We start from the raw sequence: 22863 nt of genomic DNA on the forward strand, positions 1-22863 counted from the left end.
CGGTCCTACACTCGCCCTGATGAGCGAGCAGACTGAGCACACGGTGAACTCACCCACGGAGTCCTCCCAGCGTCCCGCCCCCCAGGAGAACCTGGGACAGGCCGGTCGCCGTGGCCCCTTCCGTTACGGCGAACGCATCCAGGTCACCGACACCAAGGGCCGCAAGAACACCTTCCTGCTCGACCCCCACGGCTACTTCCAGTCCGTGCGCGGCTCCTTCCACCACAGGGATGTTGTCGGCATGGACGAGGGCAGCGTCATCGAGACCGACACCGGTCACGAGCTGCTCCTGCTGCGCCCGCTTCTGGCCGACTACGTCCTGTCCATGCCCCGCGGCGCACAGGTGGTCTACCCCAAGGACTCCGGTCAGGTCGTCGCCATGGGGGACATCTTCCCCGGCGCCCGCGTCCTGGAGGCCGGCGTCGGCTCCGGTGCACTGACTATGAACCTGCTCTCCGCCATCGGGGAGGGCGGGCAGCTGCTGTCCATCGAGCGCCGCGAGGACTTCGCCCAGATCGCCGCCTCCAACGTCGACGCCTGGTTCGGCCGCCACCATCCCGCCTGGGAGCTGCGCACCGGGGACTTCGCCGACGTCGTCGCCGCCCGGGTGGAACCCGGCAGCATCGACCGGGTGGTCCTGGACATGCTCGCCCCCTGGGAGAACGTCGAGGCCGCCTCCTCGGCCCTGGCCCCGGGCGGGCTCTTCCTGGCCTACGTGGCCACCGTCACCCAGCTCTCCCGCACCGTGGAGGCCCTGCGTCACAGCGGCCTGTTCACCGAGCCCGAGTCCTGGGAGTCCATGGTGCGCACCTGGAACGTCGACGGGCTCGCCGTGCGCCCCGACCACCGCATGGTGGCGCACACCGGCTTCCTTCTGACCGCTCGTCGCCTGGCCGCAGGCTCCCGGCCCTTGACCCGCAAGCGCCCGCCCGCCCGCGGCGCCTACGACGAGGGCGGTTACTGGCTGCCCGATGACGTCAAGGAGCGCACCAGCACTGACAAGAAGGTCCGCCGCGTTCTGCGAGACTGCCGGGCCAAGCAGCCCTCCGACGCCACCCCCGTTCTCAGCGGGAGCGCAGGCGACAGCCAGGATGGCGGCGACCATGTCTGAGACGTCTGCGGCCGACGCCGGCACGCCCCAGCCACTGGGGATGCCGGCCACGGACTTCACCAGCCACCAGCTGCGTGAGGCCCGCGCCCGGGCCGTCAGCCTGGCGGCCAAGAACGAGCGCCTGGTGACCGCTCTGGGCACCGCCCGTGAGCGCATCGCCGAGCTCGGCCAACAGCTCGATGCCGTCACTCACCCCCCGGTCACCCTGGGACTGCTCACCGGCCTTCCCGGCACGAGGGGTGCAGTAGGCGACACTGGCGGGGCTGCCGATGCCGCCGGTACCGCTCAGCCCCGCGAGGTCGCCGTGAGCCTGTCGGGCCGCCAGATGCTCCTGCACGTCCACCCCGGCGTTGATGACACCGAGCTGCAGGTCGGGCGGCGCGTGGCCGTCAACGACCAGATGCTCGTCGTCGCCACCCTCCCCGAGCCGGGCACCGGTGAGGCCGTCACCCTCGAGGAAAGGCTCGATGACGCCCGGGTCCTCGTGACCACCGGCGCAGGAGGGACCCGGATCCTCACCCTGTCCTCAGCTCTTGGCCGCATCGCCGGGACCGGTGAGGGGCTCAAACCCGGTGACACCCTGGCCGCGGACCTGCGCGCTGACGTCGCCACGGCTCTCATCGAGCGCACCAGTGTCGAGCAGCTGGTCGTGGCCGAGACACCCGACGTCTCCTGGGCGGATATCGGCGGCCTGGGACCCCAGATCGAGCAGATCCGCGATGCCCTCGAGTTGCCCTTCACCCACCCCGAGCTGTTCCATGCCTACGGCCTGCGCGCCCCCAAGGGGCTGCTGCTCTACGGCCCGCCAGGCTGCGGCAAGACCCTCATCGCCAAGGCCGTGGCCACCTCGCTGGCCGATTCGCCCAGCGCCTCCGGCATCAAGGGACGTCCGCCCGCGTTCCTCAACATCAAGGGTCCTGAGCTGCTGAGCAAGTTCGTCGGCGAGACCGAGCGTCAGATCCGCGCCATCTTCGACCAGGCCCGCAAGGCCGCCGCCGAGGACCGGCCGGTGGTCATCTTCTTCGACGAGATGGAGGCCCTCTTCCGCACCCGTGGCACCGGCGTCTCCTCCGACGTCGAGACCATGATCGTGCCCCAGGTCCTGGCAGAGATCGACGGCGTGGAGTCCCTGCGCAACGTCGTCATCATCGGGGCGTCCAACCGCGAGGACATGATCGACCCCGCCATCCTGCGTCCCGGGCGCCTGGACGTGAAGATCCGCGTCAACCGGCCCGATGCGGCCGCTGCCGAGGAAATCCTCGCCCGGCACCTCACTGCGGACCTCCCCCTGGAACCGGCTGAGCTCACCGCCCACGGGGGAGACCGCGAGGCGACTGCCGCCTCCTTGCGCCGAATCGTCATTGAGGCCCTCTACGCCCGCAACGACGCCACCGCCGTCCTGGAGATCACCGAGGCCCACGCGGTCAGTGGCACCTCCACCCGTATCCTTCACCTGGCCGACCTCACCAGTGGTGCCATGCTGGCCGCCATCGTCTCGCGCGCCAAGACCGCCTCCATCAAGGACGAGCTCGCCGGGGGAGCAGGCGGACTGAACGCAGCCAGGCTCCGTTCGGCCGTCAAGACCGAGGCGCGGCAGAACGAGGAGATCACCGGTGCGACCACCCCCGAGGGATGGGCCCGGCTCATTGGCACCTGCACCTCGCAGATCCGCAACGTGCGCAGACTCGGCAAGGAGAGCACATGAACGACGTCGGTTTTCAGCCCGGTCCGGTGACGCGACCCGTCGGCCTGGAGACCGAGTTCGGGGTCCTGCGCCCGGGCGACGCCTACGCCAACCCCGTGGTCCTGTCCTCCCGCGTGGTGGAGGCCTACTGCGCCGGCGCCGGCGTGCCCACCGTGCGGTGGGACTACGAAGGCGAGGATCCCCTGGCCGACCTGCGCGGCGGCAGGCTCCGGCGCTCCGCCGCCCACCCCAGCCAGCTCACCGATGACCCCGCTCGCCCGGCGCCCTCGGGCGACGCACCACCGGCCGATGCGGGGGAGACGGCAGACCCTCCGCCGGCCCCTTGGGGGTCGCGCGCCCGCCCCAGTGCAGCCGAGGCGGCGCTGCCCCGGGCCACGACTGCGGTCCTGGTCAACGGCGCCCGCTTCTATGTCGACCACGCCCACCCCGAGTACTCCTCACCCGAGGTCCTCACCCCCCGCGACGCCCTGATCTGGGACCGCGCCGGTGAGGTGGTCGCCCGGCGCGCCATGACGGCCCTGGGTGACGAGGGCGATGGGGATGGGACGCCGGCGGAGATCGTCCTGTACAAGAACAACGTGGATGGCAAGGGTGCGGCCTACGGCTCCCACGAGAACTACCTCGTGCGGCGTGATGTGCCCTTCGAGGAGCTGGCCGCGGTCCTGGTCCCCTTCCTCGTCACCCGGCCCGTCCTCGTCGGCGCCGGCCGGGTCGGGATCGGGCAGCGCAGTGAGCGCCCCGGATTCCAGATCAGCCAGCGCGCCGACTACGTCGAGTCCGAGATCGGCCTGCAGACCACGTTCAACCGCCCCATCATCAACACCCGCGACGAACCGCACGCCGACAACGTCCGCTGGCGCAGGCTTCACGTCATCAACGGTGACGCCAACCGCTTCGACGTTCCCATCTACCTCAAGGTCGCCACCGCCGACCTGCTTCTGTGGTTCCTGGAGCAGGCGTACACCGAAGGCTCCGGATGGTTCAAGGAGGCTCTGGCCCGCCTCAAGGACCTGGCCATCATCGGCGACCCAGTGGAGGAGCACTGGGCGCTCTCCCACGACCCCACCCTGTCCCACGAGCTGCGCACCCAGGCCGGAGCCATGACCGCCCTGGAGGTTCAGCGCGCCATCCTCGACGCCGTCAGCCCTGCCGTCACCCGTGTCGAGGACGTTCAGGCCCATCGCGCCCTGGCCCTGTGGAGGCAGGTCCTCGACGCCCTCGAGCAGTGGCGCCACGATGGAACCGGGCCGGCCGCCCAGATGGTGGAATGGGTCGCCAAGTACGAGCTCTGTGAGGGACTGCGCCGCAGGTCGGGAACCGGCTGGGACGATCCCCGCCTGGCCGCTCTCGACATCCAGTGGGCCGACCTACGACCGGGACGATCCGTCGTCGACAAGCTCGACGCCGCCGACAGGATCCACCGGCTGGTCACCGACGCAGAGATCCAGCGTGCAGCCGACACGCCTCCCGAGGGCACTCGCGCCGCTGTCCGGGGAACCGCCATCCGTCGTCACCGGCAGATCGTGGGGGCCTCCTGGACCTGCCTCCTCCTCGACGTGCCGGGCACCCCCGCCCTGGCGCGTCTGCGCCTGCCCGACGACGTGGTCGTCGGCCCCGATGAGACGGCGACCATCCTGGAGGAAATTGGTCGCCGAGCGGAACCTGATAGACACTGAGCCTCACAGTGCGCTCACCAGCGGTGTACCGCTGGGCAGGACGAGTGAAGGAGCAACGCATGATGCCGCAGCACGCCAGTCAGTCCCATGGACAGGTCCGTCGCGACGGCGTCGAGACCACTGCAGCGGACACTGAGCAGCAGATCAGTGCCGGGACGTCGTCGGCCGAGCAGGCCAGTGATGTCGACAGCATCCTCGATGAGATCGACTCGGTCATCGAGACCAACGCGGCGGCCTTCGTCCAGGGCTTCGTCCAGAAGGGCGGCCAGTGAGCATGAGCGGCTCACGGCCCTTGGCGCGGCGCATTATCGGGGTGGAGACCGAGTACGGCATCACCTGCGCCCCCACCGCCGACGGCCCTCCTCCCATGGACGCCGACCACGCCGCTCGTGAGCTCTTCGATCCCGTGGTCCAGCGCTCGCGCTCCTCGAACGTCTTCACTCGTGGGGGTGCTCGCCTCTACCTGGACGTGGGCTCCCACCCTGAGTTCGCCACCGCCGAGTGCGATCGCCTGGAAGATGTGCTTGCTCAAGACCGCGCCGGTGAGCTCGTCATGGCCGATTTGGCCGAGCAGGCCAATGCGCGCCTGGCCGCAACGGGTGTTCCCGGGCGGATCCACCTGCTGAAGAACAACCGTGATGCTGAGGGCAATGGCTTCGGGTGCCACGAGAACTACCTCGTGCGCCGTCGTGGTGACTTCTGGAACGACGCCCGCACTCTCATACCCCACCTGGTGACCCGGCAGATCCTCGTCGGCGCCGGCCACATCGCCGCAGCCGGGGACACTCGGCGCGCCGCCGACGGGCTCAGCGCCTACGTCTTCTCCCAACGGGCCGACCAGATGTGGGACGCCGTCTCCTCAGCCACGACCCGCGCCAGGCCGCTTATCAACACCCGGGACGAACCGCATGCCGATGCCGAGCGCTACCGACGCATGCACGTCATCGTCGGTGACTCCAACATCGCTCAGGGTTCCACCCTGCTCAAGGTAGCGGCCATGGACCTGCTCCTGGACTACCTGGAGCACGGGGGAGAGCTCGGCGACCTGGCCCTGGCCGATCCCATGAGAGCCATCCGCGACACCTGCCATGACATGAGTGGAGGCGTGCTCCTGGAACGGTCCGACGGGCGGACCATCACGCCGTTGGAGGTGCAGGCAGAGCACCTCGGGCGTCTGCGCGACCACGTCGCGCAGGGCGTCGAGGTCACTGCTCTCCACGAAGCCGCGCTGGACCTGTGGGAACGAGGACTCCAGGCCCTGCGCCTGCAGCAGCCCGAGCTCGTGGACAAGGAGCTCGACTGGGCGGTCAAGCACCGGTTGCTGACCCGCTACTGCCAGCGGCACGACACAGATCTGACCGATCCCCGGGTGAGCCGCTTGGCCCTGGCCTACCACGACGTCTCTCCCGGTGAGGGACTGCGGCAGCGCCTGGAGGGCGCTGGGCTCCTGCGTCGATTCGTTGACGAAGCGACCTGCCGCCGGGCGGTCGACACCCCGCCAGCGACCACGCGCGCGCGTCTGCGGGGCGCGGTCGTCGCCCGGGCCGAGGACCTGCGCCGCGATGTGAGCGTCGACTGGGTGGGGGTTCGACTCGATGACGGCGTCTGCTCACCTGTTACCCTGAGTGATCCCTTCTGTGCCGTGGACGAGCGCATCGATGCACTCCTGGAGAGCATGGGGCGTTCGACAACCGATCCTCCCATCGGGGTGTGAACGGTGAGGCTTACGGCATTGATAAGGTGGCAGACGGAAGACGCAACATGAGTACTACCCCCTCCCCGGATCCCGAAGCGGGCATGCCCCTGACGCGGCGTCAGCGCCGTGCGCTCGAACGTGCTCAGCAGGCCCAGCGGGAGGCTGCGACCGGGGACCTGCCGGCCCCCTCCCAGCCTGCTGTCCAGGCACGCCCGGCTGATACTTCCTCCCCCAGCGACCGACCCGCAACTGGCACACCGGCGCCTCGCGCTGTGCCGCAACCACAGCCGCAGCCCCAGCTCCGGCTTCAGCCGCAGCCTCACGTGCCGGGCAGCAGCCACGATCCGCGCAGCGAGTACATGCCGGCCGCACGAGCCGATCGACGCGATCTCCCACATGAGTCCGGACACCGGCAGGACGAGGTGGTCTCCGAGGCCCGGGAGCCGGAGCCGACGCGGCGTCCTCGTACCCTGGGCGGCCCGCTGGGGCGTATGCCGCGCGGGCCCCTGGCGGTCGGCCTGATCGGTGTCGTCGTCCTCGCCATGATCCTGGTGCCGCTGGCTGTTAACAAGTTCGTCTCCGGACGGAACGGAGCGGGCACCAGCACCGCGGCTCAGTCGACCGTGTTGGATGGCAACGCCCCTCTCAGCCAGCTGCTGAAGGTCAGCGGACGGGTCGGATCGGGGGTGGCCCCCTCCGTCGAGCTGAACGGCGACGCCTCCTTGTCAGCCCCCGGCTCGGTACTGACCGACGTCGTCCAGACCGGGCAGGGGCGCGCTGTCTCCGCGGGGACGCCTGTGATCCTGCAGGTCTCACAGTTCTCCGGTCTCGACGGGCGCAACACGACGGGTAACGAAGCGGGGTACAAGCTCTGGCAGGGCCTGCTCGGTCCTGAGGTGGGTGACTACATCAACGCGGCGGTCTCCGGACAGCGCGAAGGCGCACGCGTCGTTCTTCGCGAGCCGGCTGAGGAGGAGGACGGCTCCAGGACGACGAAAATCACCGTCGTCGACCTCCTGCCCACCACGGCAACGGGGGAGGCGAAGCCGCCGGCGGAAGGCACCCCCACCGTGACTGAAGGACCGGACGGCTCCATCACCGTCAGCAGCGCCGGACTTCCCGCACCGACTCGAGCCTCCACGGAGATCCTCATCAAGGGCACCGGCCCACAGATCGGTTCCCAGGACCGTCTTATTGCTCGTACCACGATGGTCAGCTGGGCCTCGGGACAACCCCTCGAGAAATCGACCTTCGGGCACCAGCAGCCGCCCAAACAGCTCGACATGAGCAACGCGCTGGTGGGAGTCTCCCAGAACCTGGTCGACATCACTGTCGGCTCTCGGGTGGTCCTCTCGCTGCCCGCTGAGCAGGCGCAGGGGAAGGAACCAGTCGTCGTGGTGATCGACGTCCTGGCCAAGGAACCTGCTCAGACTTCCGGAGCGTCCGGGGGGCGTGCGGGCGGTGAGTCGAGCGCCATCCCCAGCTCCTCCGCCGGCCCAACATCCAAGGAGCATTCATGAGCGTTGCCATCCGCATCATTCCCTGCCTGGACGTCAAGGACGGTCGGGTCGTCAAAGGAGTCAACTTCCAGGGCCTCAAGGACGCCGGAGACCCCGTGGAGCTGGCCTCCCGCTACTGCGCTCAGGGGGCCGATGAGATCACCTTCCTCGATATCTCGGCCTCCCATGAGGGGCGTTCCACCATGTTGGACGTGGTCTGCCGTACTGCCGAGCAGATCTTCGTGCCTCTGACGGTCGGTGGGGGAGTGCGTTCACTCGATGACGTGGACCTGCTGCTGAAGGCGGGGGCGGACAAAGTCAGTATCAACACCGCGGCCATCGAAGCCCCCTCGCTGTTGACGGAGGTGGCGCGGCGCTTCGGTAACCAGGTACTCGTCCTGTCCGTGGATGCGCGCCGGTGCCCCTCCGGCGTCTCGACAGACTCCGGCTTCGAGGTCACCACGCACGGAGGACGGACCTCCACCGGTATCGATGCCGTCGCCTGGGCGATGAGAGGAGTCAAGCTCGGCGCCGGGGAGATTCTCCTGAACTCCATGGATGCTGACGGGGTCACTCAAGGATTCGACACCGAGATGATCGACGCCGTTCGTCGACAGGTCCGGGTGCCACTCATCGCCTCCGGCGGCGCCGGACGCCCACAGGACTTCGTCACGGCAGCCAACCACGGTGCCGACGGCGTTCTGGCAGCCTCAGTGTTCCACTACGGAGTGACGACCATCCCTGAGGCCAAGAATGCTCTGCGAGACGCGGGCCACCCGGTGCGTTGACGAGTAATTTCTGCTTCTGAAGCATTCTCTCTGGGGTTGCTGGAATTCTCACGAAGTTTATCGGATTAAGTGCAGCTCTCATTTATCTGTTCGGTAGAATGAGGGACTGACGGGGTGGAGTTGTGGGGCTGCTTGATTTGCGTATCGAGTGATGCTTGTTATGCTTCAGTAACATGCTGTCAGCGTGAACATCGCCGATCCCTATTTACACGGAGAGATGCCATGAGCAACATGAGCCCGTACCCCGACGGCCAGTATTATCAGCAGCCCGGAGGATATGTCCCCGGCGGATTCGGTCCTCGTCCTGATGAGAAGAACTCACTGGGGATCTGGTCCCTCAGTCTTGGACTTGTCAGTTTCTTCTGCTGTGGTTTCATCACTGGTATCCCCGCGATTATTGTAGGGTATCTGGGTATTCAGGCGGCGAATGAGGGGCGTGCCACCAATAAGGGAATGTCCATTGCCGGCATTGTGTTGTCGCTGGCTGGTACTGTGCTGAATATCGTGCTCTATATGACTGGTGTGACTGCGCAACTCACGAGCGGATTCCAGTCCTAGGTCCTCGTCCGTCGTTTTCACTCCGCTGTGCAGGGGGTTCGTCAGCTGCCTGCGTCGCGGAGTGAAGACTGTGGGGCATGAACATTGAGACTGATGGGGCCTTCTCCCCATCGGCGTGTGTGTTCGTCCCGGGGTGTGATTGGAGTGCTCGTGTAGACTCAGTGCTGCGCTTCGCACCAGGGAGGGAATAGTGAGCGATTTGAATCCTTATTCGGCGGATCCTTATCGTCAAGGATCTGCTGGTTCCCCTTATCCGACCGACTTCGATCGTGCCTCTCAGTCTGCGTCGGACGTGTCGTCGACCCAGAACGGTTACTACAGCGCGGACGACCTTGACGATCAGTCGCCCCACTTCCCGGCAGCGCAGGGAGGTCAGATGGTCCCTTATCCGGGGGGTGGTCAGCAGTCGTACGGCCAGGCCTACGGGCAGCCCTACAGTCAGCAGTACCCCTATCCGTCTCCTTCTTGTGGGCCGTATCCGCCATATGGTCAGGGCGTGTACTGGGGGGTGCCTTACGATCCACGTCGACATGAGGCCAATGCTCTCGGTGGGTGGGCACTCGGGCTCGGTATTACGAGTATCTTTGCGAACTGTTTGTCTCTCGGCCTGATCTTGGGTATATCGGCGATTGTCGTCGGAGTCCTCGGAATGCGCGCCGCCAATGAGGGGCGTGCCTCGAACAAGGGGCTGTCAATAGCTGGAGTGGTGACAGGCGGCATTGGCGCTTTCATCGGCGCTGCCTATCTTATTCTATTTATAGTGGTATTGTCTCAATGAACCGTATGCCTGAAAACTGCTGCACGACGGCGTCGACGAAGCACGAGCGCTCCGGTGAGCGTGCGGGACACGGGAGGCGGATCGGACTGGGCCTTCTGATGGTTCTGCCCTCCCTTCCCGGTGACCTCATCGTGCTGCGCGCACTGACTCTGCCTCGTAGTTCTCCGGGGCTTCCCGACCTCTGCCCGCTTCACCGCACCACAGGGCTGTGGTGCCCGCTGTGCGGAGGCACTCGGGCGACTCGCGAGCTCATGCACGGCGACCTGGGGGCAGCCATGGGTTACAACCCCTTTGCGCTCGTCCTGGAGGTGGTGGTCATTGTGCTGGTGGCGCGCTGGTTGCTCGCATCGGCCCGAGGCCTGCGACGGCCGCTCGTCACCGGTGGGGAGGGCATCCTTCTCGGAGTGGCGCTGGCCGTATTCGCGGTCGTGCGCAACCTGCCAGGCATGTGGGTCTATCTCGGCCCTCTGCTCGGTCCTCCGGGCTGAGCTGTACCCGGCGTGCATAATGCGGTTGTGACTCTCGATTCCCAGATCTCTGCGCGTCTGAAGCGCAACGCGGACGGCCTGGTCTGCGCCGTCGTCCAGCAGCACGACTCACGTGAGGTCCTCATGGTGGGGTGGATGGACGATGAGGCGCTTCGGCGCACCCTGGAAGAGGGGCGAGTGACCTTCTGGTCGCGGTCCCGGCGTGAGTACTGGCGCAAGGGTGATACGTCCGGACACGCGCAGTACGTCAAGTCCGTTCATCTGGACTGCGACGGCGACGCCCTCCTGATCGAGGTCGATCAGGTCGGAGCCGCCTGCCACACCGGTGAGCGCACCTGCTTCCTAGCCGGCGGTGATCTGGGAGCGCACGTGGGAGAGCGCCCCAGCTGACCGCTCCTCGGGCAGTGCGGTTTGGCGATTTGCAACAGACGGCCTTGGGCCGTCACGATGGATACGAATAGGCGCCCCTCCGGAGCGCCGGCAGGTGAGATCGGGGAGGTGTGCGATGACCTCGTTCGAGGCGATGGTGGCTGAGGCCAAGGCGGCCGCCGACCGTCGCGCTTCGCTGGTTCCCCTGGCCCGCCTCAAAGAGGCCTCCCGCCTGGTTCCCGGTGCCATCAGCGCTCTGTCCAGCCTGCGCACCGATGACCGGGCCGTCACGGTGATCGCCGAGGTGAAGCGCTCCACAGCCACGTTCGCGGACCTCAGCGGCGTCGGGGATCCGGGGATGCTGGCCTGCTTCTACGCCGCCGGTGGCGCCGCCTGCGTCTCAGTGGTCACCGGGCCGAGCGCTACGCGAGGCTCCCTCAAGGACCTGGACGCCGTCAGGGCCTCAGTGGATCTTCCTGTCCTCGCCAATGACTTGGTGGTCACGCCCTACCAGGTGCACGAGGCCCGCGCTCACGGCGCTGATCTGCTCATGCTCGACGCTCGCCTCGAGACCCTGGTGCTCGAGGGACTCATCGAGAGGGTCCACTCCCTGGGGATGGGCGCCGTCGTCGAGGTCCGTACCCGCCGTGAGGCGCTGACCGCGGTCGATGCGGGGGCCTGCATCGTGGCCATCGACACGCGCGATCCCGACACCCTGGCCGTCGACTGCAACCTGTTCGATCAGGTCACTGACGTTCTGCCGACGCAGGTCGTACGGATCGCGGCCGGAGGAGTCAGAGGTCCGCACGATGTCATGAGCTTCGCGCGCTGCGGGGCCGATGTCGTCCTCGTCGGTGAGGCCATCATCCGCTCCACCGACCCCCAGCAGTTCGTTGCCGAGCTGGTCGCCGCCGGCGCCCACCCGGCACTGATCCCCTCCGCCCACCGAGAGGTTCTCTGAGTGCCTGTCGCCACCCTTTCCGCCATGATGCCAACGATGCCAACGCCGTCGGCGATGCCGCTCACGGCCGCGCTGAGAGCGGGCATACCGAGCCCGTCCTCGGCTGTGTGGTACCTCGGCCCCATCCCGGTGCGGGCCTACGCGTTGTGCATCCTCACCGGGGTCTTCGTGGCCGTGTGGTGGTCGGACCGGCGCTACCGGGCCCGGGGAGGCCGGCCGGAGCTGGTCCTCGACGTCGCCATCGTGGCCGTACCGGCTGGAATCGTGGGGGCTCGTCTCTACCACGTGGTCACCTCGCCCGACGACTACTTCGGCCCCAACGGCGACCTGGCCCGTATCCCGCAGACATGGCAAGGGGGCCTGGGAATCTGGGGAGGTATTGCTGGCGGGGTCCTGGCCGGGGTGCTTCTTCTGCGCCATCGTGGCCTGCGGGTGGCTCCGCTGGCCGACGCCGTCGCCCCGACGCTGCTGGTGGCTCAGGCGATCGGTCGACTGGGGAACTGGTTCAACCAGGAGCTCTACGGCTCCCCGACGACGCTGCCCTGGGGGCTGCGGATCGACGACGCCCACCTTCCGGCGGGCTCCACCTACCCGCCCGGCACCCTGTTTCACCCGACCTTTCTCTATGAGGCCCTGTGGAACCTGGCCGGAGCGGTCCTCCTGGTGTGGATCGGCAGAAGGATGGTCGCCCGTAGCGGGGCCACGGGCGGCAGGCTGCTGTGGATCTACCTCATGGTCTACACCGCTGGCCGGGTGTGGATCGAGATGCTGCGCATCGACGAGGCCGAGACGATCCTGGGCCTGCGACTGAACGTGTGGACCTCCATCGTCATCTTCCTCGTCGGCGCCATTGGACTGGTCCTCTCCTCGCGACGCCCCCTGAGCGACGCCATCGACAGGCCGGGGCACAGGGCGAGGAAGGGCGGCTCAGCGGCCGATGAGGACGACTCCGCCGAGGACGGCTCTGCCGAGCCTGACTCGCCTGAGGAGGCCGTACCCGCAGAACCCGCCGCTGCGGAGTCGGCCCGCCCGGACCAGGAGGATTCGTAGTGACCGAATCGGGGAACGGCCTGGCACTCCGGTGGGAGCCAAGTGGGTGAGGATGGTCGCAACCTGACGACTGACGAGATTCCTCCTCGTGCGCAGGGCCCGGTGTCCCGTATTCTGAACCCATGCGTAGAGCCAAGATCGTATGTACCCTCGGACCCGCTACCGACTCTCCCGAGCAGGTGCAAGCGCTCGTGGACGCCGGCATGAACGTCGCGCGCATCAACCGCTCCCACGGTCGCGCCGAGGACCAGGAGGAGGTCATCGGCCGCATCCGTGAGGCCGCAGCCGCTTCCGGACGCGCCGTCGCCATCCTCGTCGACCTCCAGGGCCCCAAGATCCGCCTGGGGCGGTTCGTGGACGACCAGAAGGTCATGCTCAACAAGGGCGACGAGTTCACCATCACCATCGACGACGTCCTGGGTACCGTCAAGCGCGCCTCCACCACCTTCAAGGGACTTCCCGGCGACTGCCGCCCCGGCGACCGGCTCCTCATTGACGACGGCAACGTCGCGGTGCGCGTCGTGGCTGTCACCGACACCGACGTCGTCACCAAGGTCGAGGTTCCCGGCTACGTCTCCAACAACAAGGGCATCAACCTGCCCGGCGTCGCCGTCTCCGTGCCGGCCCTCAGCGAGAAGGACCGCGAGGACCTGCGCTGGGCCCTCAAGATCGGTGCCGACCTCATCGCCCTGTCCTTCGTGCGTGACGCCGATGACATCAAGGACGTCCACGAGATCATGGACGAGGTCGGCGTGCGCATCCCGGTCATCGCCAAGATCGAGAAGCCCCAGGCGGTGGAGAACCTCTTCGACATCGTCTCCACCTTCGACGGCATCATGGTGGCCCGTGGCGACCTCGGTGTGGAGATGCCCCTGGAGGCCGTCCCGCTGGTGCAGAAGCGCGCCATCGAGCTGGCCCGCCGCCAGGCCAAGCCGGTCATCGTGGCCACCCAGGTCCTGGAGTCCATGATCCAGAACCCGCGGCCCACGCGGGCTGAGGCCTCCGACTGCGCCAACGCCATTCTCGACGGCGCCGACGCCGTCATGCTCTCCGGTGAGACCTCCGTGGGCGCCTACCCCATCGAGGCCGTGCGCACCATGGCCAGCATCATCGAGAACGTCGAGGAGCACGGAGGGGAGCGCATCCCCGGCCTGGGCTCCTACCCGCAGACACGCGGTGGGGCCCTGACCCGCGCCGCTGCGGAGATGGGCGAGCACCTCGACGTCACCTACCTGGTGACCTTCACCCAGTCCGGTGACACCGCCCGGCGCCTGTCGCGTCTGCGCTCCCCGCTTCCGCTGCTGGCCTTCACCCCGCTGCACGAGACTCGCAACCAGCTCGCCGTCTCCTGGGGCGTGCAGTGCTACGAGGTGCCCGAGGTCCAGCACACCGACGAGATGGTGGCCCAGGTCGATGAGATCCTTCAGGACAAGCATCTGGCCCAGCCCGGTGACACCGTCGTCATCGTGGCCGGAATGCCTCCGGGCACGCCCGGCTCGACCAACTCGATCCGTGTCCACACCGTCGGCGAGACGGGCGACTACAAAATCTGAGCGCCGGTTCTGATCCGTCGAGGGGTCTCCCACCTATCACTGGGAGACCCCTCGCTGCGGTTCAGAGCGACGTGTTCCCGCATCTGCTTCCCGCAGAGGAAGCGGTGGGGTACAAGGAACCGCAGACCGTACTCTGCGGTCACAGCCTCATCGCCGTAGCCACCACTGGGGAGTCAGATCGGCAAGGGTCATCGTCTTCCCGGCAGCGAAGTCGATCATCACCTCGATGTCCCCGAACCGACCCGGCATCAGCTGCGTCATCATTTCTCGACATGCTCCACAAGGCGGACCGGTACGGCCGTCGCGCATGATCGTCAGAACCCGCCGAATCGCATCCTCACCGTTGGTCATCATGTTGAGGATCGCATTACGCTCGGCACAGATTCCCAGCGTGCAGGCCGTATCCACGCAGACGCCCGTATAGATTCTTCCCAAGGACGACTCCACCGCAGCTGCGACACCGCCCGCCTCGATGTATGAGGACACGTGACGAGGACGCTGAACAGCTTTGGCCGCTTCGTACAATGAGACCCACGTCGTGCTCAAGGTGCTCTCCATCTGACCGGTCTGTCCTGAGGCGGGGCTGGGTATGGACTTGCTGGTACCTCCGGTGGGACTCGAACCCACAACACTCCGATTTTGAGTCGGATGCCTCTGCCAATTGGGCTACGGAGGCACGCCGTCCGCTCTGCGGGGGCGCTAACAGCGAGATCATACTAGGATCACAGCCGTGAGCAATGAGTCCAGCACCACCAAGTCCCGCCGGGTGCTCGTCGCTGAGGACGAGACCCTCATCCGCCTAGACATCGTCGAGACTCTCACCGACGCCGGCTACGAGATCGTCGCGGAGGCCGCAGACGGTGAGGAGGCCGTCCGCCTGGCTGATGAGCATGACCCCGACCTGTGCGTTCTTGACGTCAAGATGCCGGTGACCGACGGCATCACCGCGGCGGAGAGAATTCTCGAGAAGCACAACTGCGCCGTCGTCATGCTGACCGCCTTCTCCCAGACCGAGCTCGTCGAACGAGCCAGCGCCGCCGGTGCTATGGCCTACGTCGTCAAGCCCTTCACCCCGGCGGACCTCATCCCGGCCCTTGAGATCGCTATGTCCCGGCACGAGGAGATCCTCTCCCTGGAGAGTGAGATCTCCGACCTCACCGAGCGCTTCGAGACCCGCAAGCGCGTCGACCGGGCCAAGGGGCTGCTCATGGAGCGCATGGGGCTGAGCGAGCCGGAGGCCTTCCGCTGGCTGCAGAAGACCTCCATGAACCGGCGTCTGACCATGCGCGAGGTGGCCGACGCCGTCATCGAGCAGGTCGGTTCGACCAAGAAGGACTAAGCGCCCACTGATCGCCCCGTGCGTTGCCCAGCGCGGCGCGGCGCCTCAGGTGAACAGGCTGCGCAGCGTCCCGACGGCGATGGTGCGCTCATCGTCGTCAGTGACCGTCACCTGGTAGACCACGGTACGACGGCCGCGGTGCAGGGGAGTGGCGGTGGCCTTCACCCAGCCCTGGGACACGGAGCGCAGGTGGCTGACCGTCAGCTCCGCCCCGACCGGGACGGCGTCGTCGGGCGCGCCTGCACGGGCGGCCACGGAAGCAGCCGTCTCGATGAGCGCGGCGGTGGCACCGCCATGCAGGATCCCGACGACCTGCCGGGCCCCGTCGACCGGCATCCGGACCTCGGTCCGATGAGCGTCGCGAGTCACCACCTCCATCCCGAGGGTCTCCATGAGCGTGCCCTCCTCACTGTCCTCCAGCACCGCGTGCAGCGCCGAGGAGGCGGAGACGGCAGAGCCCGCGGGACGCGGATCCGGGTACGGGCGCCTGGCGGGGTCCGGGAAGGCCACGGCTGAGGCGCTCGCTCCGGAGTAGGAGGCCGCAGTGACGCGGCCCACGGGGCCCAGCGGCCCGACGACCGCCGGCGAGCTCGGGGAGTCGGCGGAGGCAGGAGAGGGTTGAGAGTCACTGGAGTCCCCTACGCTGATGGGGGAGACGGGCGAGTCGGACTGTGGATGGCTCATGGGCCTAGGCTGGCACGGTGAGCACCACCGCGACCAGCCCTGCGACGAGTCCAACACCTCAGTCCCCCTCGGACCCGGTTCCCGAGCGGCTTCTTCTCATCGACGGACACTCAATGGCCTTCCGTGCCTTCTACGCCCTGCCCGTCGACAACTTCACCACGTCGACCGGTCAGTCCACCAACGCCGTCCACGGCTTCGTCTCCATGTTCCTGTCGCTGCTGGACAGTGAGCGGCCCACCCACGTGGCCGTCGCCTTCGACCTGCCGGGAGGCACCTTCCGCACCGAGGAGTACGCCGAGTACAAGGGAACCCGCGATGAGACACCGCAGCCCTTCCTCGGGCAGGTCGAGCTCATCCAGGAGGTCCTGGAGGCCATGGGCGTCACAGCGCTTACCGCTCCGGGCTACGAGGCCGACGACATCCTGGCCACTCTGGCGACATCAGCCCAGGCCGAGGGTATGGAGGTTCTCATCTGCTCGGGGGACCGCGACTCCTTCCAGACGGTCACCGAGCGGTGCACCGTGCTCTACCCGGTCAAGGGCGTCTCAACACTGCGGCGCATGACGCCTCAGGAGGTGGAGGAGCGCTACGGGGTGACGCCCGAGCGCTACCCGCACCTGGCCGCCTTGGTCGGCGAGACCAGCGACAACCTGCCCGGGGTTCCGGGCGTGGGCCCCAAGACCGCCGCCAAGTGGCTCAACCTCTATGACGGGCTCGACGGCGTCATCGCTCACGCGGACCAGATCAAGGGCAAGGCCGGACAGTCGCTGCGCGATCACCTCGACGACGTCGTGCGCAACCGCCGCCTCAACCGCCTGCTCACCGACCTGGACCTCGGGATCGAGCCCCGCGCCGACCTGCGCCTCACGGGGGCCGACCGCGCCGGCCTGGCGCGCGTGTTCGAGACCCTGGAGTTCCGCACCCTGCACCAGCGGGCGCTGCGCATCCTGAGCTTCACTGACACCTCCGACCACGCCGAGCCGAGTGATGCAGACGAGGCCAGTGCCCTGAACGCGTTGAGCGATCTGGAGATCGTCTCGCTGGGACACGATCTTGCCGCGGGGCGGCTGGCTGAGTGGCTGGAGGCCGGACCGCCGGCGGCTGAGGGCGATTGCCCCCGCCCCCTGGGTGTGGATGTCGTCGGCGTCCTCAGGCCCGTGGAGGGCGATGCCGCGCTCGTGTCACTGTCCGACGGCTCTCGGGCGGTCGCCATCGACCTGACCGAGATCCTGCCAGAGGACGAAACCGTCCTGGCTCGGCTCCTGGCCGACGTGGAGCGTCCCAAGCTCGTCGCCGACGCCAAGGGCAGCTGGCACGCGCTGAGCGCCCGGGGACTCACGCTCGACGGCGTCATCGCAGATCCCTCGCTGGCCGGATACCTGTGCCGTCCTGAGCAGCGCAGCTATGACGTTGAGACTCTCACCCAGCGTTGGCTCGGCATCGACCTGGCGGCAGTCAACGAGGGCAGTGCCGGGGGTGACGGCGGCTCCGGTGAGTCTCAGAGCGCATTCGACCTCGAGGCCCTCACCTCTCAGGAGGCCGTTCCCCCCTCCCACCTGGCCAGTGCGCGCCGGGCCGCCGCCCTGCTCCCGCTCCAGGCCGTGCTCGATGAGCAGATGGCGGCTCGTGACGCCGCCGGACTGTTCACCGACCTGGAGATGCCCGTGGCAGCGACCCTGACCGTCATGGAGAACGCCGGCATCGCCGTCGACGACGCCGTGCTCCATGCCCGCCAGACCGAGCTCGACGCCCGCGTGACCCACGCTGCCGAGGGCGCCTACGCCGCCGCCGGGCGAGAGCTCAACCTCTCCAGCCCCAAGCAGCTCCAGGCCGTCCTGTTCGACGAGCTGAAGATGCCCAAGACCCGCAAGACCAAGACCGGCTACACCACGGACGCCGACGCCCTGGCCGGGCTGTACGCCAAGACCTCGCACCCCTTCCTGGAGCACCTTCTTGAGCACCGCGACGCCATCAAGCTGCGGCAGACGGTTGAGGGACTGCGCAAGGCCATCCAGGCCGACGGGCGCATCCACACCACCTTCCAGCAGACCATCGCCGCCACGGGACGCCTGTCCTCCACCGACCCCAACCTGCAGAACATCCCGGCCCGTCACGAGGAGGGGATGCGCATCCGAGAGGCCTTCACCGTCGGCGAGGGCTACGAGTGCCTCATGACCGCCGACTACTCCCAGATCGAGATGCGCATCATGGCGCACCTGTCCGCGGACCAGGCGCTGATCGAGGCCTTCCGCAGCGGGGAAGACCTGCACCGCTACGTCGCCGCCCTGGTCCACGGCATCGAGGTCGAGGACGTGACCGCCCAGCAACGCAGCCACGTCAAGGCCATGAGCTATGGACTGGCCTACGGCCTGTCGACCTTCGGGCTGGCCCGTCAGCTCGGAATCGACAACGCTGAGGCAGCGGATCTGAGGAACGCCTACTTCGCCAGGTTCGGAAAGGTCCACGACTACCTGGAGTCCGTGGTGGAGCAGGCGCGCCGAGACGGATACACCGAGACGATGTTCGGGCGGCGCCGCTACCTGCCCGACCTGACCAGCGACAACCGGCAGCGCCGTGAGATGGCTGAGCGGGCCGCCCTCAACGCCCCCATCCAGGGCAGCGCCGCCGATATCGTCAAGAAGGCCATGATCGACGTCGACAGTGCGCTGCGCGAGCAGGCCCTGACAAGCCGCATTCTTCTGCAAATCCACGACGAGCTCCTCATCGAGGTCGCGCCCGGAGAGGCCGAGGCGGTCGAGAACCTCCTCAAGGAGCAGATGGGCGGGGCCGCAGAGCTCTCGGTCCCCCTGGACGTCGCTGTCGGACGAGGGCGGACCTGGCGTGAGGCCGCCCACTAGAGACCCCTCCACGTCCCGAGCTCATTGCCTGAAGAAGCCGGTGATATATGAATGAGATCGTCATGTCATCCTTTTGACATCAAGTCATCAGATGACGTGAGCGATTGCACGCATGTGCGGGATAATGGTTGAGCATCGTCTAGTTACGGATTCGTCACGTACTGCTAAGGTTCACTCGTGCGCTCCTGGGCGTCTCCTATGAGACTGATCCAACCAGGTCGATGAATTGGTCCGGGCCGATTCGCGTCGCTGGGGAGCACGCGGTCCCTATCAACCCGATCCAACTATCCGCATTCGGAGCATCCACTCAATGACAACCACTACGCCCAGCCCCGCCCCGGTCGCCGTCAACGACATCGGTTCGACCGAGGAGATCCTCGCCGCCGTTGACGAGACCATCAAGTACTTCGATGACGGCGATATCGTCGAGGGCACTGTCGTCAAGGTCGACCGTGATGAGGTCCTCCTCGACATCGGCTACAAGACCGAAGGCGTCATCCTCGCTCGCGAGCTGTCCATCAAGCACGACGTCGACCCTGACGAGATCGTCTCCGTCGGCGACGAGATCGAAGCCCTCGTCCTGCAGAAGGAGGACAAGGAAGGGCGTCTGCTCCTGAGCAAGAAGCGCGCGCAGTACGAGCGCGCCTGGGGCACCATCGAGCGCATCAAGGAGGAGGACGGCGTCGTCACCGGCTCCGTCATCGAGGTCGTCAAGGGCGGTCTCATCCTGGACATCGGCCTGCGCGGCTTCCTGCCCGCCTCCCTGGTGGAGATGCGTCGCGTTCGCGACCTCCAGCCCTACGTGGGCCGCGAGCTCGAGGCGAAGATCATTGAGCTGGACAAGAACCGCAACAACGTGGTCCTCTCCCGTCGCGCCTGGCTCGAGCAGACCCAGTCCGAGGTCCGCACCAACTTCCTGCAGACCCTGCAGAAGGGGCAGGTCCGCTCCGGTGTCGTGTCCTCCATCGTCAACTTCGGTGCCTTCGTGGACCTGGGTGGCGTCGACGGTCTGGTCCACGTCTCCGAGCTGTCCTGGAAGCACATCGACCACCCCTCCGAGGTCGTCGAGGTCGGTAACGAGGTCACGGTCGAGGTCCTGGACGTCGACTTCGACCGCGAGCGCGTCTCCCTGTCGCTCAAGGCGACCCAGGAGGACCCGTGGCAGGCCTTCGCCCGGACCCACGCCATCGGCCAGGTCGTTCCCGGTAAGGTCACCAAGCTCGTCCCCTTCGGCGCCTTCGTGCGTGTCGAGGACGGCATCGAGGGCCTGGTCCACATCTCCGAGCTGGCGCAGCGTCACGTCGAGGTCCCCGAGCAGGTGGCCAAGGTCGGCGACGAGGTCTTCGTCAAGGTCATCGACATCGACCTGGAGCGCCGTCGCATCTCCCTGTCGCTGAAGCAGGCCAACGAGGGTGTCGACCCCGCCTCCGAGGACTTCGACCCCAGCCTCTACGGCATGGCGGCCGAGTACGACGAGCAGGGCAACTACAAGTACCCCGAGGGCTTCGACCCGGAGACCAACGAGTGGCTCGAGGGCTACGACGCTCAGCGCGAGGCTTGGGAGGCCGAGTACGCGGCTGCTCACGCCCGCTGGGAGGCCCACAAGGCCCAGGTCGCCAAGGCCCTGGAGGAGGAGCAGGAGTCCGGTGCTCCGGCAGCCCCCGCGGGCGGCACCTCGTACTCCTCGGCGCCGTCGGAGGCCTCCGGCACCCTGGCCTCCGATGAGGCCCTGGCCGCTCTGCGCGAGAAGCTCACCGGTAACTGAGCATCCGCACCTTTTCAGTGGTCAGGACTGATCTCTGACATCATCTGAGGGTCTCTGCCTGTTTCGCAGGCAGAGACCCTCAGCCGTTCGGTGCCTTCTCCCCATCGCTCAGGTGACGTGCCTGTGCGAGGCTGTGGCCGGGGCCCGTGCTCCCTGCTTCCTAGAAGCCGGAACCAGAACGTGACGACCGTTGGAGACGATATGAGCTATTGGGGCGACATTGCCCGTGCTCTGGAGGATGTCGACCCCGTCTGCCCCAGCCGCGTCGCTGCAGCGGCCCTGTGGAAGGCAGTCGCCGCCGACGACGTCGAGAGGGCGGATGCGGGGAGCGCGCCCGACCAGGTGGTGGAGGCGGTCTGCACCGTCGACCGGGCGTGGCTGGTTCAGCTGGGCCAGGCCCCGGACACGAGCAGGAAGAGCCTTGAGCAGGCGATCGCCTTCTGCCAGGGGATTCGGGCGGCTCACGGCCGTTCGACGCTCCCGCTGCGCTACGCCCAGGTGGAGCTCTCCGCCGTCCTCGGCCTCAGGGACGAGGCCCTCGAGCAGCTCCGTGAGGCCAGACTCTTCTCCTTCGGCAAGACCGATACCGGAGCCGTACTGGCCACCGCCCGTATGCACGATGACTACTCCGGCGTCATCAGCACAACCACGGCCACACCCACGCGCGCCGAGGCCGACCCCGTGGAGAGCGCGCGGGGGCTGGGCGCGGTGCTGGTTCCCTACCTGGCCCACCAAAGCATCGTCGAGGCCGAGGACGCCTTCGCCTCCTTGAGCCTGCTCCACCTTCCGGATGCCGTGTCACTCCAGAGCCTGGCGGACAGGCTCGAGTACCTGGGACTGTCCTCCCAGTGGCAACGGGCCATCGCACTCATCCGTCACAGCCCCATGAAGGCCGTCTCTGAGGCCTCGGCCTGGCAGCTGATGAACACCGCCGTCGGACTGGCCCTCGTCATGAGGGCGGCCAACCGGGCGGACTACGGAAAGCACGCCCTGGGCGCCTCGCTGAGCTGGACAACGCCGTGGGGGAACCTGGAGCTCACGGCGTGGGACACCGTCGGCCACGCCTATGACGTCATGACCGGCTTCGTGCGCGGCGTCGCTCACCGCTTCGACGTCCGTAACGGCAACAACGGCGTGTCGTACCGGGTCGAGATGCGGATGGCTGCTGAGGCCGCAGGTCTGGCCAGCCGGTCCTACGGGACGGTGACGAGCGCCATACCGGCAGATCGTGCCCGGTTGCGTAACCAGGGAGCGCTTCTCAAGGAGGTCCGTGAGCTGCTTACGCTGTCTCGCGGTTATGGCATGGAGTCAGTGCGACAGCGCGCCATGTCGACCGCGGAGACGGTCAGCGCCTCACTGTCGGAGGTGGTGGATGACTCGGCCTTGGAGCTGGTCGTCGACCTCCGCCTGGCCTTCGGCCGGCTGCTGGCGGCACTTGGCGCCAATGAGCGCGCGGAGAAGGAGCATCTCGACACCGCGGAGCTGAGTCTGAGCCAGGGGTGGACGGAGTCAGCCTGCGCCGCCCTGGCTCTGGCCTCGCACGCCGCTCAGGCTCGCGGGGACCGCGCTTCCAGCGGCCGGGCATGGCGCCAGTGCCGTGACGCGATGGAGTCCTGGCCGATGAACCGGCCCGGAGAGCGCTGCGGCATACTCGTCGACGCCGTCGGTGACCCTCTGGTCGCCGTGCAGGTCCTCTCAGCTCTGGCGGAGATCCTGGTTGACGGGGTGGAGGAGGACCACTCTCGCGCACCGATCATCCGCGAGATCATCTCCCGGGCCTCGGAGCAGGCCTCCCGGTGCGTGAGCCCCCCGCAGGGCGCGGTGGAGTCGCTGGCCCGGGTCGAGGAGCGCGTCGCGCCCTACGGGCGGGGCCGGGGAGGACGAAGACGACCCGGTTCGACCACGACGATCACGACTGACGGCCAGGCGGCCGCAGGGGGGCGAGTGACCAGGCGCTGACAGGGCGATGCCGCGCCCGGTAGCCA

20 protein-coding genes and 1 tRNA gene are annotated in these 22863 nt (G+C 67.5%); 18 read left to right on the top strand and 3 right to left on the bottom strand.

The features are described from left to right. Nucleotides 1-19 precede the first annotated feature (19 nt). From HW274_RS05990 to pyk, 14 genes are all read left to right on the top strand, one after another. Nucleotides 20-1111: a tRNA (adenine-N1)-methyltransferase gene (locus tag HW274_RS05990; protein WP_260679211.1), complete on the top strand. Its 1092-nt coding sequence runs from the start codon at nucleotides 20-22 to the stop codon at nucleotides 1109-1111. Beyond that, complete coding sequence (arc, locus tag HW274_RS05995; RefSeq protein WP_185989480.1) at nucleotides 1104-2816, top strand: proteasome ATPase; 1713 nt, start codon at nucleotides 1104-1106, stop codon at nucleotides 2814-2816. Before HW274_RS05990 ends, arc begins: the two co-directional genes overlap by 8 nt. Next, complete coding sequence (locus tag HW274_RS06000) at nucleotides 2813-4492, top strand: proteasome accessory factor PafA2 family protein (protein WP_185989481.1); 1680 nt, start codon at nucleotides 2813-2815, stop codon at nucleotides 4490-4492. The genes arc and HW274_RS06000 overlap by 4 nt, the downstream gene beginning before the upstream one ends. A 59-nt stretch (nucleotides 4493-4551) precedes the next feature. Continuing rightward, on the top strand, nucleotides 4552-4764 hold the full coding sequence (locus HW274_RS06005) for a ubiquitin-like protein Pup (RefSeq protein ID WP_075253789.1): 213 nt from the start codon (nucleotides 4552-4554) through the stop codon (nucleotides 4762-4764). Nucleotides 4765-4766: 2 nt separating this feature from the next. Further along, nucleotides 4767-6206, top strand: coding sequence for a Pup--protein ligase (gene pafA, locus HW274_RS06010; protein WP_185989482.1), 1440 nt, complete (start codon nucleotides 4767-4769; stop codon nucleotides 6204-6206). Nucleotides 6207-6253: 47 nt separating this feature from the next. Then, nucleotides 6254-7708, top strand: coding sequence for a hypothetical protein (locus HW274_RS06015; RefSeq protein WP_260679212.1), 1455 nt, complete (start codon nucleotides 6254-6256; stop codon nucleotides 7706-7708). Further along, nucleotides 7705-8475, top strand: a complete 771-nt coding sequence (gene hisF, locus HW274_RS06020; protein WP_075253791.1) for an imidazole glycerol phosphate synthase subunit HisF — start codon at nucleotides 7705-7707, stop codon at nucleotides 8473-8475. The genes HW274_RS06015 and hisF overlap by 4 nt, the downstream gene beginning before the upstream one ends. A 222-nt stretch (nucleotides 8476-8697) precedes the next feature. Then, nucleotides 8698-9033: a DUF4190 domain-containing protein gene (locus HW274_RS06025; RefSeq protein WP_075253792.1), complete on the top strand. Its 336-nt coding sequence runs from the start codon at nucleotides 8698-8700 to the stop codon at nucleotides 9031-9033. 190 nt (nucleotides 9034-9223) lie between these two features. After that, on the top strand, nucleotides 9224-9811 hold the full coding sequence (locus HW274_RS06030; RefSeq protein ID WP_260679213.1) for a DUF4190 domain-containing protein: 588 nt from the start codon (nucleotides 9224-9226) through the stop codon (nucleotides 9809-9811). 98 nt (nucleotides 9812-9909) lie between these two features. Continuing rightward, nucleotides 9910-10299: a DUF2752 domain-containing protein gene (locus HW274_RS06035; RefSeq protein ID WP_075253918.1), complete on the top strand. Its 390-nt coding sequence runs from the start codon at nucleotides 9910-9912 to the stop codon at nucleotides 10297-10299. A 27-nt stretch (nucleotides 10300-10326) separates the two neighbouring features. Then, nucleotides 10327-10689 (top strand): phosphoribosyl-AMP cyclohydrolase, encoded by a 363-nt coding sequence (hisI, locus tag HW274_RS06040; RefSeq protein WP_040321136.1) that lies wholly within the window; start codon nucleotides 10327-10329, stop codon nucleotides 10687-10689. A 115-nt stretch (nucleotides 10690-10804) separates the two neighbouring features. Then, nucleotides 10805-11629, top strand: a complete 825-nt coding sequence (locus HW274_RS06045; RefSeq protein WP_075253794.1) for an indole-3-glycerol-phosphate synthase — start codon at nucleotides 10805-10807, stop codon at nucleotides 11627-11629. A 36-nt stretch (nucleotides 11630-11665) separates the two neighbouring features. Beyond that, the gene (gene lgt, locus HW274_RS06050) at nucleotides 11666-12679 is read left to right on the top strand and encodes a prolipoprotein diacylglyceryl transferase (protein ID WP_081376194.1); all 1014 of its coding nucleotides are present in this window, start codon (nucleotides 11666-11668) and stop codon (nucleotides 12677-12679) included. A 122-nt stretch (nucleotides 12680-12801) separates the two neighbouring features. Further along, nucleotides 12802-14232, top strand: coding sequence for a pyruvate kinase (gene pyk / locus HW274_RS06055; protein ID WP_004564966.1), 1431 nt, complete (start codon nucleotides 12802-12804; stop codon nucleotides 14230-14232). Between the two features lie 147 nt (nucleotides 14233-14379). Here pyk and HW274_RS06060 read toward each other — a convergent pair whose 3' ends face one another. Next, entirely contained in the window at nucleotides 14380-14778 is a 399-nt protein-coding gene (locus HW274_RS06060; protein WP_178384986.1) for a cytidine deaminase, read from the bottom strand. Nucleotides 14779-14831: 53 nt separating this feature from the next. Beyond that, nucleotides 14832-14908: transfer RNA gene (locus tag HW274_RS06065), tRNA-Leu, on the bottom strand. A gap of 54 nt (nucleotides 14909-14962) precedes the next feature. Here HW274_RS06065 and HW274_RS06070 point away from each other — a divergent pair. After that, nucleotides 14963-15571 (top strand): ANTAR domain-containing response regulator, encoded by a 609-nt coding sequence (locus tag HW274_RS06070; protein WP_004564964.1) that lies wholly within the window; start codon nucleotides 14963-14965, stop codon nucleotides 15569-15571. Nucleotides 15572-15616: 45 nt separating this feature from the next. On the opposite strand, the gene HW274_RS06075 is transcribed toward HW274_RS06070, so the two are convergent. Then, nucleotides 15617-16255, bottom strand: coding sequence for a PaaI family thioesterase (locus tag HW274_RS06075; RefSeq protein WP_256692438.1), 639 nt, complete (start codon nucleotides 16253-16255; stop codon nucleotides 15617-15619). Nucleotides 16256-16272: 17 nt separating this feature from the next. Between HW274_RS06075 and polA the strand changes: the two genes are divergently transcribed. The 3 genes from polA (at nucleotide 16273) to HW274_RS06090 (ending at nucleotide 22837) form a co-directional block, all read left to right on the top strand. Beyond that, nucleotides 16273-19113, top strand: a complete 2841-nt coding sequence (polA, locus tag HW274_RS06080) for a DNA polymerase I (protein WP_075253797.1) — start codon at nucleotides 16273-16275, stop codon at nucleotides 19111-19113. Between the two features lie 310 nt (nucleotides 19114-19423). Further along, complete coding sequence (gene rpsA, locus HW274_RS06085; RefSeq protein WP_004564961.1) at nucleotides 19424-20878, top strand: 30S ribosomal protein S1; 1455 nt, start codon at nucleotides 19424-19426, stop codon at nucleotides 20876-20878. 201 nt (nucleotides 20879-21079) lie between these two features. After that, nucleotides 21080-22837 carry a hypothetical protein gene (locus HW274_RS06090; protein WP_075253798.1) on the top strand — a complete coding sequence of 586 codons (1758 nt, stop codon included), beginning with the start codon at nucleotides 21080-21082 and terminating at the stop codon, nucleotides 22835-22837. The last annotated feature ends 26 nt before the right edge of the window (nucleotides 22838-22863 follow it).

The organism is Actinomyces sp. oral taxon 169 (assembly GCF_013394715.1).
Classification (GTDB): Bacteria; Actinomycetota; Actinomycetes; order Actinomycetales; family Actinomycetaceae; genus Actinomyces.

Excerpts from the sequence above, each read along its gene's own strand:
- hisF (WP_075253791.1), top strand. The coding sequence starts at position 7,705 with ATGAGCGTTGCCATCCGCATCATTCCCTGCCTGGACGTCAAGGACGGT.
- HW274_RS06075 (WP_256692438.1), bottom strand. The coding sequence starts at position 16,255 with ATGAGCCATCCACAGTCCGACTCGCCCGTCTCCCCCATCAGCGTAGGG.
- HW274_RS06025 (WP_075253792.1), top strand. The coding sequence starts at position 8,698 with ATGAGCAACATGAGCCCGTACCCCGACGGCCAGTATTATCAGCAGCCC.
- HW274_RS06090 (WP_075253798.1), top strand. The coding sequence starts at position 21,080 with ATGAGCTATTGGGGCGACATTGCCCGTGCTCTGGAGGATGTCGACCCC.
- HW274_RS06015 (WP_260679212.1), top strand. The coding sequence starts at position 6,254 with ATGAGTACTACCCCCTCCCCGGATCCCGAAGCGGGCATGCCCCTGACG.
- HW274_RS06000 (WP_185989481.1), top strand. The coding sequence starts at position 2,813 with ATGAACGACGTCGGTTTTCAGCCCGGTCCGGTGACGCGACCCGTCGGC.
- arc (WP_185989480.1), top strand. The coding sequence starts at position 1,104 with ATGTCTGAGACGTCTGCGGCCGACGCCGGCACGCCCCAGCCACTGGGG.
- lgt (WP_081376194.1), top strand. The coding sequence starts at position 11,666 with ATGCCAACGCCGTCGGCGATGCCGCTCACGGCCGCGCTGAGAGCGGGC.
- pyk (WP_004564966.1), top strand. The coding sequence starts at position 12,802 with ATGCGTAGAGCCAAGATCGTATGTACCCTCGGACCCGCTACCGACTCT.
- HW274_RS06005 (WP_075253789.1), top strand. The coding sequence starts at position 4,552 with ATGATGCCGCAGCACGCCAGTCAGTCCCATGGACAGGTCCGTCGCGAC.
- HW274_RS06045 (WP_075253794.1), top strand. The coding sequence starts at position 10,805 with ATGACCTCGTTCGAGGCGATGGTGGCTGAGGCCAAGGCGGCCGCCGAC.
- HW274_RS06035 (WP_075253918.1), top strand. The coding sequence starts at position 9,910 with ATGGTTCTGCCCTCCCTTCCCGGTGACCTCATCGTGCTGCGCGCACTG.
- rpsA (WP_004564961.1), top strand. The coding sequence starts at position 19,424 with ATGACAACCACTACGCCCAGCCCCGCCCCGGTCGCCGTCAACGACATC.
- HW274_RS05990 (WP_260679211.1), top strand. The coding sequence starts at position 20 with ATGAGCGAGCAGACTGAGCACACGGTGAACTCACCCACGGAGTCCTCC.
- pafA (WP_185989482.1), top strand. The coding sequence starts at position 4,767 with ATGAGCGGCTCACGGCCCTTGGCGCGGCGCATTATCGGGGTGGAGACC.